Origin of the sequence: Acinetobacter sp. IK40 (assembly GCF_035615075.1) — a bacterium.
Classification (GTDB): domain Bacteria; phylum Pseudomonadota; class Gammaproteobacteria; order Pseudomonadales; family Moraxellaceae; genus Acinetobacter; species Acinetobacter courvalinii.
On sequence record NZ_JANBOE010000001.1, the window covers coordinates 128,904 to 144,119 of the forward strand.

Here is a 15,216-nt window from a genome sequence, read left to right on the forward strand (position 1 = left end):
TTTGTCATTAAATAACAAACCTCGTTTTTTAAGATCAGTTGAACTAAAAACTAATAATTTAACGTGATAGTTTGCTGGGCTGCTTGATCGATTTGCTTTTGACTCACCGCATCCTCTTTACATTTATAATTTTCAAATAAAGGCAGTTGATCTGCAAAGTGAGCATCCAGTTTTCCATTTTGATGGATAAAGCCACTTTGACCCGGGGCCAAAATTGAACACATGCTGACCTGATTTGGATTTAACACCACTCTAAAGGTCGCACTTCCCGTATTGCCATAAGTACTGAGCTGTTGTTCATGTGATGGATCAGCCCATGGAATACCGACCGAATTTTTGCTGGAAAAGCCCATGGTTGCCACTGGAATTTTCCAGTCATTCGGGTCAGTCGAATGATACTGTTTTGAAAGTTCAGTCAGTGCGTTTTCTAAAGCTTTTAACACCACATCATCTGCTGTTTGTCCTTTTAAGAAATCAACCGTCTGGGGAACACTGGCCTGTTTTCCTTGCAGCGCATTCCAGATTAATTTTGAAGCGCTGGCTGGCTGGGCACTACGCGGATCATGATTGACCGGATAAAGCGTATCGGTATAACGCTGATAAATATTTTCAGACAAGTTCGGTTTTAACACCAACACAATCATCTGATTCAGCCATGCACGCATAATCGCTGGTGCTGCACCCTGATAATACTTTGCTTCACGATCTGGGCGTAATTTTAGATCCCATTCTGCCAACAGTGGTGCGACTTTTTTAGCCTGTGTTGAGGCTTTGTCACTTTGTGCGGCCCTGATCATAGAGGGAATAAAATAGCGTGCATTCAGATCCGACCAGGCACCTGTTTTATTGATGTCCCAAATCTCTTGCTGGCTTAACTTGGGTTTGCTTTCTAAAGGTTCAATCAGTTCATTGACACGATCAACATAAGAGAAATTCGAGGAATCGGAACGTAACCCTGCAAAGGCTTTATTATTCCAGCTACTGATATAACCTTTTTTGGGATTATATTGTTTAGGGTTATGTGAGAAATCGTAGAAACCCTGCCATTCCATTGAACCATCGCCAAGTGCTGGAAGCTGAATATGCTGGTTTTCAGGACGGATCGGTAAACGGCCTAAAGCAGCCACTCCGATATTATTTTGGGTATCGGCATAAAACCAGGTGATTGAAGCTGCGACACGTTTGGCTTGGGCAAGAAACTCATTCCAGTTGCTGGCTTTGGCTGCATTGGCCCAGCCTAATAAGCTTTCAATTTCTACACCTTCCCAACTCCGTTTTTGAGCATAGGCGGTATGATTTTTTTCATCCCATGTACTGACGAAACCTTGTTTACTTTGATAAACATCTAAAATATGGTCGGCCTGATTTTTCACTTTTATTTTTACTTGTTTGTGCTCAAATGGAATATAAGCGCCTTTGTATAAATATTCTTTTGAATTGCTTGGATTTAAAGTGAGTTGGTAAACATCATTAGTATCCAGTGAACCGACGGTCGAGCCCCATGCGATTTTGCCATTGGTGCCAAATAAAATTGCGGGTAAACCCACAGGGGTAATTCCGGTTAAGTCATAGCCAGCGCCGTGTAGGCCAATTGCATAGGTAATGGCAGGGGTATACCAGCCTTGTTGTGGCCCATTATATAAAACAGTCTGGCCTTCGATGGTTTTATCTGCCTTCACCACCCAGGCATTGCTGGCTGTTGGAACACCATCAATCACGCTTTTTCCCATGGCAATACGGGCTTGGGCTAAATATGTTTCGGCCGCATGACTGGAGATCGGTAACACCTTTTTCGAGATAGTTTGCTGCCGTGCTGAAAACTGTGGGGCTTGTTCGGACTGAATAATGGTTGGGGCTTGAGGATCATCTAGCCAACGTAATTGTTGATAGACTTTAAGACCCTCAGCTTGCCCTTTTTCTTTTTGCAGTTGGGTGAGTAAATCTAGATTTGAAACCTCAGAACTTGCTGAAAAAAAGCGGTTGAGGATGAGGCCGACCCAAACCATGGCGATATCTTCTGATGCCCAGAGGGAGGGTTTAAAGCCATAATCAACAAACTCTTTGGGCATGAGTGCTGGATTGGCTAGTACTTCTTTGACCCGTTGATTAAAACCTGCTGCATAGCCCTCAAAAATTGCACGGTCTTCAGGTGAGAGTTGTGCAATTTGTTGTCTGATATTTTCTGGATTAAAGCGACTATGCGTGGCGATATCATATTGCAGATAGTCAGGACCCAATACTTCAGCCACAGTACCTAAACCTGTGCGCTTCGACATCTCCATCTGGAATAAACGATCGGTTGCAACCGCATAGCCATAGCCGTAAAACAGGCCAAAGCTATCTTTGGCATAAATATGAGGTATACCAAAGCTATCACGTTTGATGGTGATTAAATTTTTGGGCGGTGTCACTTCTGAATTCGAAGATGAATGACAGCCGATGAGAAAGGCGCAACCTAATGCCATGATTCCATTTTTCAGCACAGTCGGTTTATAAAAGGGGGAATGCTTGATCAATTTTAACGATCCTTATTGTTGCTATTGTTTAAATGTAATGTCGAGTCAATCTTCTGCTGGAAGCTGACGAGATATACCCATGAACATGCCTTGTTCATTAAATAAAATTATGATGATTTATCTATGTAATTTTCCATTACCTTGTGGGTATATCTTTATACTTTATAAGACAAGGCTTTTATCGGTTGATTGAAAGATTGATATGAAAAAAATCAAAACAAAAAACATTTAGGTCTGTTGAGCTGACTCAGATGATTTACGGATACAACAATGATTAGCACAGTAATTTTTTAGCCAGCCGATCCGGGTTGAGATAGACCATATTGAGGATTCCCACCACAATCAGATAAACACCTATAGCGCTAAAACCCTGATTCATACCCATGATTAAATTTTCTATCATCTGTGGACTAAGCGGAACGCCTTTACCCGGGTTGATATAACCTGCGTGATCCATCAAATATCCAATCATGGTTGGGGAAATCATTCCGCCTATAGATGCGGTTGCCACCAGTGTTGCCATAACTGCGGCACGTTGCTGCGGGCATACACTATAACTGACGGTCATGGTCGCCAGCGGAAAACACATCGAAAATCCGGCTGCTACCGTAATCAGGATCAGATTAAGATTTCCCGTTGAGTAAGGGAGCATATAAAAGGCACCACCTGAACATAACAGCAGTAAGCCAAAAATAACCCCAAAAGCGACATGAACACTTTGGCGTTTTTGTAGAAGTACCTTTGAAATATAGCCAGCAAGTGCCAAGGTGATGGCGCCTAAAATCCACGGAAAGCTGGAAATAAAAGCAATCATTTCAGGTGCGAATTGATGGGTTGATGCAATATATTTAACTGCCCAAGTGGTTAAAAAACCTAAAGACCAAAAACATCCTAAACCGGCAAGCAAGGCAGCAATAAACATTTGAGAAAAAAATACGTTGAAAATCGGGACAGGTTTTAATTGATCTACAAAATCTATGATGTTTTGGCGACTGGTCTCAGCTTCTTTGCTTTCAGGAATAGAGGAAGCTGCTGAAGTTTGGGCTTGATGAAAATGACTATAAGGGCCTTCTTTACAGATACAACGCCATAAAATACTCCAGATGATGCCGACAATACCGAGAAAGCCAAAGGCCCAACGCCAGCCCCAATCCGGATGCGCAATGATATATGCTAAAATAGGTGCTGCAATAATGGGGCCAAGCATGGTTCCTGAAGCGACCAGACTGCTTGGGAAACCACGGGCACTGGGTTCAAACCAACCTTGGACATGCGTCAAAAATATGGAAGAAGCAGGACCTTCTGCTGCACCGAGTACAATCCGAGTAATCAATAAGGTGGTTAACCCCCCACCGAAGAGCATGGGGAACTGTAATAGTGCCCAACTTGCGCCCATGATCAACAGTAGCCAGCGGGTTTGAACTTTTTCTGCGAGAAAGCCCACCGTAATTCCTGAGATTGCAAATAAAAAGAAAAAGGCACTGCCGATAAAACCAAATTGAGTTGCAGTGAGTCCCAACTCAGCCATGACGGGTTCGGCAACAAGCGCTAAAACAGCTTTATCTGCGAAATTAATCATCTGAAACAGCACCAGCAGGGCGGTAATAAGCCAAGCCCGTTGCCTATTTGCAGAAGATAATAAGGATGCTGAAACCGTTTTATTTTGTGAATTGTTATTATGCATTGCATGATCCTTATGCAGAGACCCAAGACATATTGGTCTAAAAATAATGGCTTACCATTGATTTAAATAAATATATTTCTTTGGCAAAGCTTATTCAGGTGGTGCGTGTTTTTAGTTCTACGATCAAGCGCTGCTTATGAAGCAGCGCTTGATTTCAATTCGGTAGTGGTTATAAAGCTGAATACTGCCTGATTAAATGCATCGACCTGTTCAATATTGGAAATATGTGAGGCACTGATTTGTACCAGTTGGGCATCTGCAATCTGCTGTTGCATAAACTGTCCATCTGCAACGGTAGTAACGGGGTCTTGGGTTCCGGCAATGATCAAAACAGGGAGATGGATGTCTTTGAGTTGATCTCGGACATCCGCTTTAGCCAAAGCCTCACAACAATTGGCATAACCGTCTGCGTTGCCAGCACTTAAGTCGTTACACAGATTATTGACAATGGCAGGATGACTTTGGATAAAGGGATCTGTAAACCAGCGAGAAGCTGCTGTAGTGGCGATAGGACCTAAACCTTGCTTTCGAACCAGCTGGGCGCGATCCAGCCAGGCCTGTTCCTGTCCAATTTTTGCTGCAGTATTGGCAATCACCACGTGGCTAAATCGTTCTGGATAATGAATTGCCAGCCATTGGCCAGTGATCCCACCCATGGAAATCCCACAAAAACTGGCTTTTTCAACTTGCAAATGATCCAGTAAATGGATGACATCTTCGCCCAGTTGTTGCAGGCTATATGGACCTGATGGGGTAGAAGAAGACCCATGACCACGGGTGTCATAACAGATCACATAAAAGCGTTGTTTAAAATAATTGAATTGCTGTTGCCACATCCCGTAGTTGGTCCCCAAAGAGTTGGAAAACACCAGTGCAGGGGCGTTGGGATCGCCAAAGGTTTGATAGTGAATTTGCGCATCGGCAGACTGAAAAACTGACATTATTCTTCCTTTATTTTAATCAACACGTTGAATAATCAAGGCAATCCCTTGACCGACACCAATACACATCGAACACAAGGCATACTGCCCCTTGATCTGTTCAAGCTGGTTTAAGGCCGTGGTCACCAGACGCGCACCAGAGGCACCTAAGGGATGACCCAAGGCAATTGCACCGCCATTCGGATTAACCCGTGCATCATCATCCGCCAAGCCTAAATCACGGGTTACCGCCAAAGCCTGTGCCGCAAAAGCTTCATTCAGTTCAATCACATCCATTTGTTCTAGCGTGAGATTGGCCTGTTTCAGCAGTTTCTTGATCGCAGGTGCAGGTGCAAAACCCATAATCCGTGGTTCAACCCCAACTGTGGTAGCCGCAATGATTTTGGCGCGTGGGTTGAGCTGGTATTTTTCTACCGCTTCGTCCGACGCAATCAACACAGCAGCAGCACCGTCATTAATTCCAGAAGCATTACCCGCCGTGACAGTACCTTCGGCTTTAACTACACCTTTAAGTTTGGTTAAGGCTTCCAATGTGGTTGAGGCACGTGGATGCTCATCAGTATCCACCACAAGAGCATCGCCCTTACGCTGAGGAATGTTGACAGGCACGATTTCATGGGCAAAAAAGCCTTTGGCTTGCGCCGTTGCAGTACGCTGCTGACTGTTAAGCGCAAACTGGTCCTGATCGGCACGATTGATATTGAACTGTTCCGCCACGTTTTCTGCGGTTTGTGGCATGCTGTCCACGCCATACATGTCTTTGAGCTTTGGATTGATGAAACGCCAGCCCATGGTGGTGTCTTCAATTTTTTGACTACGGCCAAAGGCACTGTCTGACTTGCCCATCACATAAGGCGCACGGCTCATGCTTTCGACACCACCTGCAATAATCAGGTCGGCTTCATTGGCTTTAATGGCACGGGCAGCCATGGCAATGGCATCCAGTGATGAACCACATAAACGGTTCACTGTGGTAGCAGGCACCTGATAAGGTACGCCTGCCAATAAGGCTGACATACGCCCCACATTACGGTTATCTTCACCTGCTTGGTTGGCACAACCATAGATCACATCATCCACCTGTTGCCAATCCACAGTTGGGTTACGCTGCATGAGTGCTTGGATTGGAACTGCCCCCAGATCGTCAGCACGGACAGGTGCAAGACCGCCTGCATAACGCCCAAATGGGGTACGGATGGCATCAATGATATAAGCGTTTTTCATTTTAAATCTTGTCCTTTACTTCAGGCCTTCCAGCCATTCTCCGTAGGTATCTCGCGGTGGCGGCATGGATGCCGCCCGTTGGACTGTGGTATATGGATATACCATCAGTCCTACAAAGGTTTTTGTTACTTTTGACCTTTCAAAAGTAAGGTATTGCCTATACAAACGGTTTTCGAAAATCACTTTCATTTATCGGCAGTGATGGTATTACTCGCTTTCATTCATAAGAGTTAGTCACGACGGAGTCTTAAGGTGCTTAATCCAATACACATCGCTAGTTCTCGTCACTTTTTTAAAAAGTGACCAAAAACCTTTGTTACTCAGACACAACTTCCTTGTTGTGCTGAGTAACGGGGCGACATCCCTGTCGCCAATCACGATAGCAACTCTCAATTTATCTTCGAATATGTGAAAATCTCGATCTGAGACTTTCCCATAAGCATTTCGCGATGGCGGCATGGATGCCGCCCGTTAGACTGTGGTATATGGATATACCATCAGTCTAACAAAGGATTTTTGTTACTTTTTATCCTTAAAAAGTAAGGCAATACCTATACAAAAAGCCTCTGCTTGAACCCGTAATTATTGGCTGTGTAAACATTATCCTTGCGTCGCATCAATCAGTTTCGCACCCGTCAACGCCTGTAACGCCTCAAAGCTCAAACCTTCGACTTTCTCAATCACTTTCAAACCGTCTTGAGTCACATCAATCACACACAAGTCGGTATAAATCCGATCGACACATTTCAATCCCGTTGCCGGATAAGTGAGTGCTTCAACAATCTTCGGTTCACCTTGCTTGGTGGTGTGATCAGTAGTAATAAATACTTTCTTGGCACCGACCGCGAGATCCATGGCACCACCTACTGCAGGAATGGCATCTGCTGCACCGGTATGCCAGTTGGCCAGATCACCATTGGCCGCCACCTGAAATGCACCGAGTACCGCAATATCCAGATGTCCGCCACGCATCATGGCAAAGGAATCACCATGATGGAAAAAGCTGCCACCCGTCAGCATGGTCACATATTCTTTACCTGCATTGATTAGTTCAGGATCTTCCTCACCTTTGGCAGGAGGTGGACCGAATGCGAGTAGGCCATTTTCCGAATGCAGGAATACATCTTTATCGGCTGGAAGATAATTGGAAATCTTGGTGGGAAGGCCGATGCCGAGATTGACATAAGCACCATCGGGAATATCTTGTGCGACACGTTCAGCGATCTGGTCACGGCTTAGTTTCTGATAGCTCATGTTTATGCTCCTATGCCATTGGCTGCATCGACAGCGACCACATGCTGGACAAAAATTCCAGGGGTAATAATGTGTTCAGGATCAAGTTGACCGAGTTCAGCTAGTTCAGACACCTGTGCAATGGTGACATCTGCGGCCATTGCCATGATCGGGCCGAAGTTACGGGCGGATTTGTTATAGACCAGATTGCCCCAGCGATCGCCTTTGTAGGCCTTGATCAGTGCGAAGTCGGCTTTAATCGGATATTCGAGTACATAGTCTTTGCCATCGATATGACGGACTTCTTTGCCTTCTGCCAATAAAGTACCGAAACCTGTTGGGGTAAATACGGCACCAAGGCCCATTCCTGCGGCTTGAATACGACAGGCCAGATTGCCTTGCGGGACCAGTTCCAGTTCAATCTTGCCGGCACGATATAGTTCATCGAAGACCCATGAATCTGACTGACGCGGGAAGGAACAGATGATTTTACGAACCGCACCTGTTTTGAGCAGTTTGGCCAGACCGTAATCGCCATTGCCTGCATTGTTATTGACAATCACCAGATCCTTGATGCCGAGTTCGATCAATCCATCAATCAGTTCAGCGGGTTGTCCTGCAGTGCCAAAGCCACCGATCATGATGGTTGCGCCATCCTTGATCTGTGACAGTGCCTCAGTCAATGTGAGCGTACTTTTATCAATCATAAGGCCAACCTTTTATCCATGTTTTCAAATTTCTATACATACCAGTTTCGCTATAAACGGATATGCATAGAAATTTAAAAACCGTGAGCTAATGAATAGCTCACAGTCATTTTTTAGAAAATTAAGCACCAACGCGACGACGTTCTACCTCTGAACTTGGTACACCGGCATGTTCCTTCACCAGTTCTACATTGAAGGTAATGTGTTTGAATGGTTTATTCACACCACGACGGGCAATTTCGGCTTCATCAGTTACGTCTACCGCAGTTGCGATGAGGCCTTCACGTGTTGCAAATGCGAAGTCATCCCATAGGTATTGATCGCCTTCGATATTGAACTGTGTGGTTAATTTGCGATAACCCGGCGCAGACACAAAATAATGCACATGAGAAGGGCGGTTACCATGACGGCCTAACTGATTTAATAATGCCTGAGTGGTGCCTTCTGGTGGGCAGCCATAACCGACAGGCATCGTGGTTTGCGCGACATAGTGACCGTTGGCATCAGACAAAATGGTACGGCGCAAGTTAAAGTCTGATTGTGACTTATCAAAGAATGAATAATTGCCTAAGCTGTTGGCATGCCACACTTCAACTTTAGCGCCTTCGATAATATTGCCTTCAGGATCAGTCACGGTTCCTTCGATGAATAAGGTATCGACTTTATCCGATTCAGAACCATCATCCATACGGGCAAAACCGACAGATTCAGGCGCGCCTGCAACATAGAGTGGGCCTTCAATGGTGCGTGGTGTGCCACCGGTAATCCCTGCCTTGGCATCGGCTTCATCGGCACGTAAATCCAGATAATGTTCAAGACCTAGACCTGCTGCCAATAAACCCAGTTCATTGGCCTGACCTGCATCGGTAAAGTATTCCAGACCTTTCCATAGTTCGCTTTGTGAGATGTCCAGATCTTCAATCGCCTGAAAAAGGTCACCGAGCAGACGAACCACAATTTGTTGTACACGTGGATTGACGTCACCTGTCGCGGTATCCACATTCATTTTTTTAACCAGTGCATCGATTTCTTGACGGTTCATACATATTCTCCTGAAGTATGATAATTTTTGGTGGCTTACCGACTTGCTGTTTTTACTGCTTGCTTGGCTTGCCACATTCCTTGTTCAAATCCTGTTTTTCACTTTACCGGCTATGCGCGTTTAGCTGTCATCTTCACGAATGGCAGAGGGATGACGGTTCAAGGCCATCACTTCGATATTCATGTAGGGATATAAAGGCAATCCCTGCAAAATATTGTGTAATTCCTCATTACTTTCCACATCAAAAATACTGATGTTTGAGTATTGTCCCGTGATGCGCCAGATATGACGCCATTTGCCCTGACGTTGTAAATCTTGAGAATAAGCCTTTTCTACGGCTTTAATTTGATTGGCTTGTTCAACTGGCATATCCAGCGGGATGTTTACATCCATTCGTACGTGGAAAAGCATGTCAACTCCTTGAATTATTGACGACGCAGGTTGTCGATTTTGTCTTGATCCAGTTCAATGCCGAGGCCGGGACCTGTTGGCAGTTTGAGCTCAAAATTGCCATATTGAAGCGGTGTTTTTAAAATTTCTTCCGTGAGTAACAGTGGGCCAAACAGTTCAGTTCCTGCTGCAAGATTACTAAAAGTAGAGAATGCATGTGCAGAAGCGATCGTCCCTACAGGTCCTTCCAGCATGGTGCCACCATACAGGTCGATCCCTGCCAGATTGGCGACTTTGGCAACATCACAGGCTTCAATCAGACCGCCAGATTGGGCAATTTTGACTGCAAACACTGAGGCTGCATTGGTTTTTGCCAGTTGATAAGCACTTTGCGGACCAGTTAACGATTCATCCGCCATAATGGCAATATCAAACTTACGGGTCAGACGTTGCATGGCATCAATATTGTGAATTGCACACGGTTGCTCGATCAGATCAACACCGCCATCCTGAAGCATTTGAATCCCTTTAATCGCATTAAGTTCAGACCAGGCACGATTGACATCGACACGGATTGAAACGTCCTTGCCTAAGGCTTTTTTAATGGCCAGCACATGTTCAACATCTTGCTCCACCGGACGTGAACCGATTTTTAACTTGAAAATATTATGGCGTTTGAGTGCCACCATTTTTTCTGCTTCAGCAATATCTTTTTCGGTATTGCCCGAAGCCAGTACCCACAGCACAGGTACGCTATCACGTAAGCGTCCACCCAAAACTTCACTGAGCGGCAATCCCAGACGTTGTGCCTGAATATCTAATAGGGCTGTCTGGATGGCACATTTTGCAAAACGGTTCCCATTAATATTTTGCTGAATGGTTTTTAGGGTTTGAGCCACATTAAAACCGTCCAGTGTTTTTAACAATGGCGAAAAGTATTGCTCAATATTGGTTTTGACACTTTCAGGACTTTCTTCCCCATAACCTAACCCTCCAATGGTCGTTGCTTCGCCCCAACCGGTAAAACCATCTGCTGTGGTGATTTTAATCAGTACCAAGGTTTGGGTTTGCATGGTTGCAACCGCCATCTTATGCGGACGGATGGTTGGAATCTCGACAAGTAAGGTTTCTATGGATTTATACATCTTTGGTATTTCTTCAATCTTTGCCTGTTTACATACCCTAAATTAATGTAATATTTAGAACTAGGCTGAATTTGGTATTTTTAGATACTTAAAAGGTATATTAAATGGAATTAAGACATCTTCGTTATTTCGTGACGGTGGTCGAGGAACAGAGCATTACCAAAGCGGCGGAAAAGTTATGTATTGCGCAGCCCCCTTTGAGTCGTCAGATTCAAAAGCTGGAAGAGGAACTGGGCATTTTGTTATTTGAACGTGGTTCACGTCCAGTAAAAACCACAGAAGCGGGGCAGTTCTTTTATCAGCATGCGGTGCAGATTTTGACCCACACTGCCCAAGCGGCTTCCATGGCAAAACGCATTAGCACAGTTAATAAGATCGTGCGTATTGGTTATGTCAGCTCCTTACTGTATGCGCTATTACCGCAGGTGATTTATTTATTTCGCCAAAATCATCCCGAGATTCAGGTCGAACTGATTGAACATGGCACCAAAGACCAGATTGAAGCGTTAAAACTGGGTAAAATTGATTTGGGTTTTGGACGTCTTAGAATCAGCGATCCAGCAATAAAACGGATTTTATTGCGTAAAGAAAAACTCAAATTAGCCATCCATAAAAATCATCATTTAACCCGGTTTATTGATCAGGGGATTTACCTGTCGCAGATTATTGATGAGCCTATTTTTTCTTATCCCGCCACACAAAAACCGAATTTCTCTACGTTGATCCAGTCAATTTTTACTGACTTGGGATTGGTACCCAAAGATATGGTCGAGGTACGTGAAATTCATATGGCCTTAGGGCTGGTGTCTTCTGGCGAGGGCATTTGTCTTATTCCGGAGAGTGCCAGCGATATTGGCATGAAAAATCTGGTCTATATTCCGATTCTGGATTTGGAAGCCTATACCCCGATTTCACTGGCGGTGCGCAATATGGATCAGAGTCCGTATTTGCCGCAGATACTAGAATGTATTAAGCAGGTATTTGAAGAAGAGGGAATACCGATACAACTGGATGGTGATTAAGGCAGATCCAAAAATTAATTATGTTTAGAGCGGTCCTAAAGACCGCTTTTTTAATGCGATACGATGGTCTACAGCTAAAACCAGACTTAAAAGGTATAACTATATACTTCGCTATCTATGGAAAATTACATTAATTATTCAAATAATAAATCCAGCCTGAATCTTTCTTTAAAGATATTTTCTTGAATTTCCGGATATTTAAAAGAAATGGAGCTCAGGTCTGCAGGACTAGGCAAGTTGTGAAACTTTATTTACAGCAACAAGAATTTTAAAAACTCAGGAAAGGATTTCCCATGTTAATACCGAATAGGCTGTATAAAGCCCAGCGCGTGGCGTTATATACGCTTTTTGGCTGTCTCAATGTCAATGCGGCTTATGCCGACTTTTTAAAGGACAGTGAAAAGAGTATTTATTTACGAAATTTCTATGTCGAACGTGATTTTGAAGGCACCAATCAAGACCTGGGCAGTTGGTCACAAGGCTTATCAGGGCGGTTTGAGTCAGGCTATACCGATACACCGCTTCAAGTCGGTCTGGATTTAGGTTTTCAATATGCATTGCGTTTGAATGACCATAATGATGAACGGCTGGATACCGTGTTTAAATATGATCAGCATGAACGCCGTCAGGAACGTGATTACTTAAAATTAGGTGCGACCTTAAAATTGAAATATCACAATACCGAATTGAAAGTGGGGGAACTTTTTCCTAAAACACCGGTACTGTTTATTGATGACTCACGGCAACTGGTTACGACTTATGCCGGTGCAATGCTGGAAAGCAAAGAGATCAAGAATTTAAAAGTATCTGCGGGCCGTTTTACCCATGTGAATGCCCGTGATGATGACGAGTATCGAAAATTCACATTAGGCAACTCGACTGATCCGGCGAAAAGAAGTGATGGACTCAATTTTCTAGGTCTGGACTATAATTTCACGCCGAATTTATCCGGGGCTTACTGGTTTGGACAACTGCAAGATATTTATCAACAACACTATATCAATGTGGCCTATACAGAGCAGATTAAAAACAGCAAGTTAAAAGTAGATGCCCGCTATTTTAACTATAAAGAAGATGGTGACGCCTATTTCGGCGATATCGATACGCAATCAATCGGGCTGCAAGCCAGTGTGCAGAATGGTCCGCATACCATTCTGACCGGTCTGCAAAAGCATATGGGCGAAGACAATATTCCTTTGTTAAACGGTTATGTGCCACAAGCCTATTTACAGAGCTGGTCTGCGCTTGCCTTTTATAAAGCCAAAGAATTGACCTGGCATGTTTTATATAGTTATGACTTTAAAGAGCAGGGTATCCCCGGATTAAAACTGACGCTACGCTATTTAAATGGTAGTGAAATCTATCGGGAAGGTTTCAAGGACAATAAAGAAACCGAGAAAAATGTCATCATCAATTACAGCATCCCTGAAGGTAAACTCAAAGGTCTCGGCTTTGAATGGCGACATATTCGGGCTGATATCAAATATGGCGCAGGCAACAATCCTGGAACAGATTTTGTTGAAAACCGCATCATGACCACCTACACGCATAAGTTTTAATGATCTGTTGCCCACCTGAGCAAGAGTATTGCTGTTCAGGTGGGGATACTGCAGTGCTACAGGATTTAAGACAGATTTTGCGATTGCAACATTTCCTGGCCGACAATCATTTTGGCAAATTGATTGGCAATTCGACCAGAACGATTGCCTTGTTGGGTGGCATATTGAATGGCCTTTAACTGTAAGCTGTCCCAGTTTTCCTGTTGTTGCCAGTGGTATTCATTTAACCAGAACTGCACGGTTTTCAGGTATTCGGGCTGACTGAAGCCATAGAAATTGATTTGCAGACCAAAACGGTCAGCCAGAGAAATCTTTTGTTCCAGACTATCACCCGGACGCAACTCACCATTTTCGCTCTGATTGATCTCGGTATTGTCCTTGTTATATTCCGCGACCATATGTTTACGGTTCGAGGTGGCATAAATCAGGGTATTGTTTGAACTGGTGGCCAGCGAGCCATCCAATACGGTTTTCAAGGTTGCATAACTGCTATCACCTGCTTCAAAGGCCAGATCATCACAGAAAATAATATAGCGTTCATCGCGTTCATTGAGCAGATTGATAATCTTGGGAAGATCTTCAAGATATTTTTTTTCCAGCTCAATCACCCGTAAGCCGTACTGGTGATATTCATTTAAACAGGCTTTCACAATTGATGATTTTCCCGTCCCTCGTGAACCTGTCAACAGCACATTATTGGCCAATAATCCTTTGGCAAAGGCCTCTGTATTCAGCTTTACTTTGGCCAATTGGTTGTCAATATTACAAAGATTCTTAAACGAGAGCAGTTGGGGTTTACGGATTGGAATCAGGTGACCTTTATTGTTTTCTCTTTCCCATCGGAATGCGATGGCCTGATCCAGTACTTCCAGTGAGATTTCCTGATGGTTGGCAATTTTCTCAATCGCCTGGGTCAGTTTCTGAATTTCACCGATAAGACTGAAAATCGTCTGATTTAATTCCATAAGTTTTACCCTGAGAGATGACACGGTGTGCATTTGAAAATTTAAACATAGGATGATAGTATCATTGGATGTTTTTGAGTGCCAGTAGAAATTTTAATGATCGAACAGATCCAGAAAAGATCGCTTGTTGACGAAGTGATTGCGGTTGTCCGTCAGAATATCCAGACCGAACTGTGGAAGGTCAATGATAAAATTCCGACAGAACCTGAACTGGTTCAAGGGCTGGGGGTGGGACGCAATACCATTCGAGAAGCCATTAAGATATTGGAATATCTCGGTATTCTGGAAGTTAAACAGGGGCATGGAACCTTTGTTCGTAGCAAACACGATTTCTCCAGTATGATTCACTCCATTCAACAGTCAGCGTTGTATGAACATCTCGAAGTCAGATGTGTTCTGGAAATTGAAATTGCAAAACTTGCAGCCAGAAACCGCGATGCAACTGATCTGCTGAATATTCTGGCATGCCTAAATACACGGGCTGGAACGGATGCCAGTGATGTGGCTGAGTTTATGCTGAGCGATAAAAAGCTGCATTTGGCTATTGCACAGGCCACCCATAATCAGGCGCTGTATGCCACCTATGAATATTTTCTCAACTCCAGCTATCAATACACCTTTGAACTGGTGACCAATAGCCAGCTACCCGATCCGGATCAAACTATTCATGCCCAACTGGTCGATGCCATACAGGCACAGTCTGAGTCGCAGGCGGCTGAAATTGCCAAAGCCATGCTTGATCCCTTATTGCTGTCGCTACAGACCAGTGATTATTCAGTCCGCTGAGT

The 15,216-nt window shown here is 44.1% G+C and carries 13 protein-coding genes; 3 read left to right on the top strand and 10 right to left on the bottom strand.

Annotated features, from left to right (window positions below):
- Nucleotides 1-50: 50 nt before the first annotated feature.
- From MSG93_RS00645 to MSG93_RS00685, 9 genes are all read right to left on the bottom strand, one after another.
- A complete protein-coding gene (locus MSG93_RS00645; RefSeq protein ID WP_324620636.1) occupies nucleotides 51-2,465 on the bottom strand; it encodes a penicillin acylase family protein in 2,415 nt (804 codons plus the stop codon).
- Nucleotides 2,466-2,790: 325 nt separating this feature from the next.
- Nucleotides 2,791-4,200, bottom strand: coding sequence for an MFS transporter (locus MSG93_RS00650; RefSeq protein WP_324619059.1), 1,410 nt, complete (start codon nucleotides 4,198-4,200; stop codon nucleotides 2,791-2,793).
- Between the two features lie 134 nt (nucleotides 4,201-4,334).
- Nucleotides 4,335-5,141 (bottom strand): 3-oxoadipate enol-lactonase, encoded by an 807-nt coding sequence (gene pcaD / locus MSG93_RS00655; protein WP_324619061.1) that lies wholly within the window; start codon nucleotides 5,139-5,141, stop codon nucleotides 4,335-4,337.
- Between the two features lie 15 nt (nucleotides 5,142-5,156).
- On the bottom strand, nucleotides 5,157-6,365 hold the full coding sequence (gene pcaF, locus MSG93_RS00660) for a 3-oxoadipyl-CoA thiolase (protein WP_324619063.1): 1,209 nt from the start codon (nucleotides 6,363-6,365) through the stop codon (nucleotides 5,157-5,159).
- Nucleotides 6,366-6,965: 600 nt separating this feature from the next.
- Nucleotides 6,966-7,619: a 3-oxoacid CoA-transferase subunit B gene (locus tag MSG93_RS00665; RefSeq protein WP_324619065.1), complete on the bottom strand. Its 654-nt coding sequence runs from the start codon at nucleotides 7,617-7,619 to the stop codon at nucleotides 6,966-6,968.
- 2 nt (nucleotides 7,620-7,621) lie between these two features.
- A complete protein-coding gene (locus tag MSG93_RS00670; RefSeq protein ID WP_324619067.1) occupies nucleotides 7,622-8,305 on the bottom strand; it encodes a 3-oxoacid CoA-transferase subunit A in 684 nt (227 codons plus the stop codon).
- Nucleotides 8,306-8,426: 121 nt separating this feature from the next.
- Nucleotides 8,427-9,347, bottom strand: a complete 921-nt coding sequence (gene catA / locus MSG93_RS00675) for a catechol 1,2-dioxygenase (RefSeq protein WP_324619069.1) — start codon at nucleotides 9,345-9,347, stop codon at nucleotides 8,427-8,429.
- 120 nt (nucleotides 9,348-9,467) lie between these two features.
- Nucleotides 9,468-9,758: a muconolactone Delta-isomerase gene (gene catC, locus MSG93_RS00680; protein ID WP_005229200.1), complete on the bottom strand. Its 291-nt coding sequence runs from the start codon at nucleotides 9,756-9,758 to the stop codon at nucleotides 9,468-9,470.
- Between the two features lie 14 nt (nucleotides 9,759-9,772).
- The gene (locus MSG93_RS00685; RefSeq protein WP_199974979.1) at nucleotides 9,773-10,882 is read right to left on the bottom strand and encodes a muconate/chloromuconate family cycloisomerase; all 1,110 of its coding nucleotides are present in this window, start codon (nucleotides 10,880-10,882) and stop codon (nucleotides 9,773-9,775) included.
- Between the two features lie 104 nt (nucleotides 10,883-10,986).
- Between MSG93_RS00685 and catM the strand changes: the two genes are divergently transcribed.
- Complete coding sequence (gene catM / locus MSG93_RS00690; protein WP_005229202.1) at nucleotides 10,987-11,904, top strand: cis,cis-muconate-binding transcription regulator CatM; 918 nt, start codon at nucleotides 10,987-10,989, stop codon at nucleotides 11,902-11,904.
- A gap of 293 nt (nucleotides 11,905-12,197) precedes the next feature.
- On the top strand, nucleotides 12,198-13,463 hold the full coding sequence (locus tag MSG93_RS00695; protein ID WP_324619075.1) for an OprD family outer membrane porin: 1,266 nt from the start codon (nucleotides 12,198-12,200) through the stop codon (nucleotides 13,461-13,463).
- A 65-nt stretch (nucleotides 13,464-13,528) separates the two neighbouring features.
- On the opposite strand, the gene MSG93_RS00700 is transcribed toward MSG93_RS00695, so the two are convergent.
- Complete coding sequence (locus MSG93_RS00700; protein WP_324619077.1) at nucleotides 13,529-14,428, bottom strand: ATP-binding protein; 900 nt, start codon at nucleotides 14,426-14,428, stop codon at nucleotides 13,529-13,531.
- Nucleotides 14,429-14,524: 96 nt separating this feature from the next.
- Here MSG93_RS00700 and MSG93_RS00705 point away from each other — a divergent pair, with 96 nt between their 5' ends.
- Nucleotides 14,525-15,214, top strand: coding sequence for a FadR/GntR family transcriptional regulator (locus tag MSG93_RS00705; RefSeq protein ID WP_324620637.1), 690 nt, complete (start codon nucleotides 14,525-14,527; stop codon nucleotides 15,212-15,214).
- Nucleotides 15,215-15,216: the final 2 nt, after the last annotated feature.

Excerpts from the sequence above, each read along its gene's own strand:
- MSG93_RS00645 (WP_324620636.1), bottom strand. The coding sequence starts at position 2,465 with ATGGCATTAGGTTGCGCCTTTCTCATCGGCTGTCATTCATCTTCGAAT.
- MSG93_RS00650 (WP_324619059.1), bottom strand. The coding sequence starts at position 4,200 with ATGCATAATAACAATTCACAAAATAAAACGGTTTCAGCATCCTTATTA.
- pcaD (WP_324619061.1), bottom strand. The coding sequence starts at position 5,141 with ATGTCAGTTTTTCAGTCTGCCGATGCGCAAATTCACTATCAAACCTTT.
- pcaF (WP_324619063.1), bottom strand. The coding sequence starts at position 6,365 with ATGAAAAACGCTTATATCATTGATGCCATCCGTACCCCATTTGGGCGT.
- MSG93_RS00665 (WP_324619065.1), bottom strand. The coding sequence starts at position 7,619 with ATGAGCTATCAGAAACTAAGCCGTGACCAGATCGCTGAACGTGTCGCA.
- MSG93_RS00670 (WP_324619067.1), bottom strand. The coding sequence starts at position 8,305 with ATGATTGATAAAAGTACGCTCACATTGACTGAGGCACTGTCACAGATC.
- catA (WP_324619069.1), bottom strand. The coding sequence starts at position 9,347 with ATGAACCGTCAAGAAATCGATGCACTGGTTAAAAAAATGAATGTGGAT.
- catC (WP_005229200.1), bottom strand. The coding sequence starts at position 9,758 with ATGCTTTTCCACGTACGAATGGATGTAAACATCCCGCTGGATATGCCA.
- MSG93_RS00685 (WP_199974979.1), bottom strand. The coding sequence starts at position 10,882 with ATGTATAAATCCATAGAAACCTTACTTGTCGAGATTCCAACCATCCGT.
- catM (WP_005229202.1), top strand. The coding sequence starts at position 10,987 with ATGGAATTAAGACATCTTCGTTATTTCGTGACGGTGGTCGAGGAACAG.
- MSG93_RS00695 (WP_324619075.1), top strand. The coding sequence starts at position 12,198 with ATGTTAATACCGAATAGGCTGTATAAAGCCCAGCGCGTGGCGTTATAT.
- MSG93_RS00700 (WP_324619077.1), bottom strand. The coding sequence starts at position 14,428 with ATGGAATTAAATCAGACGATTTTCAGTCTTATCGGTGAAATTCAGAAA.
- MSG93_RS00705 (WP_324620637.1), top strand. The coding sequence starts at position 14,525 with ATGATCGAACAGATCCAGAAAAGATCGCTTGTTGACGAAGTGATTGCG.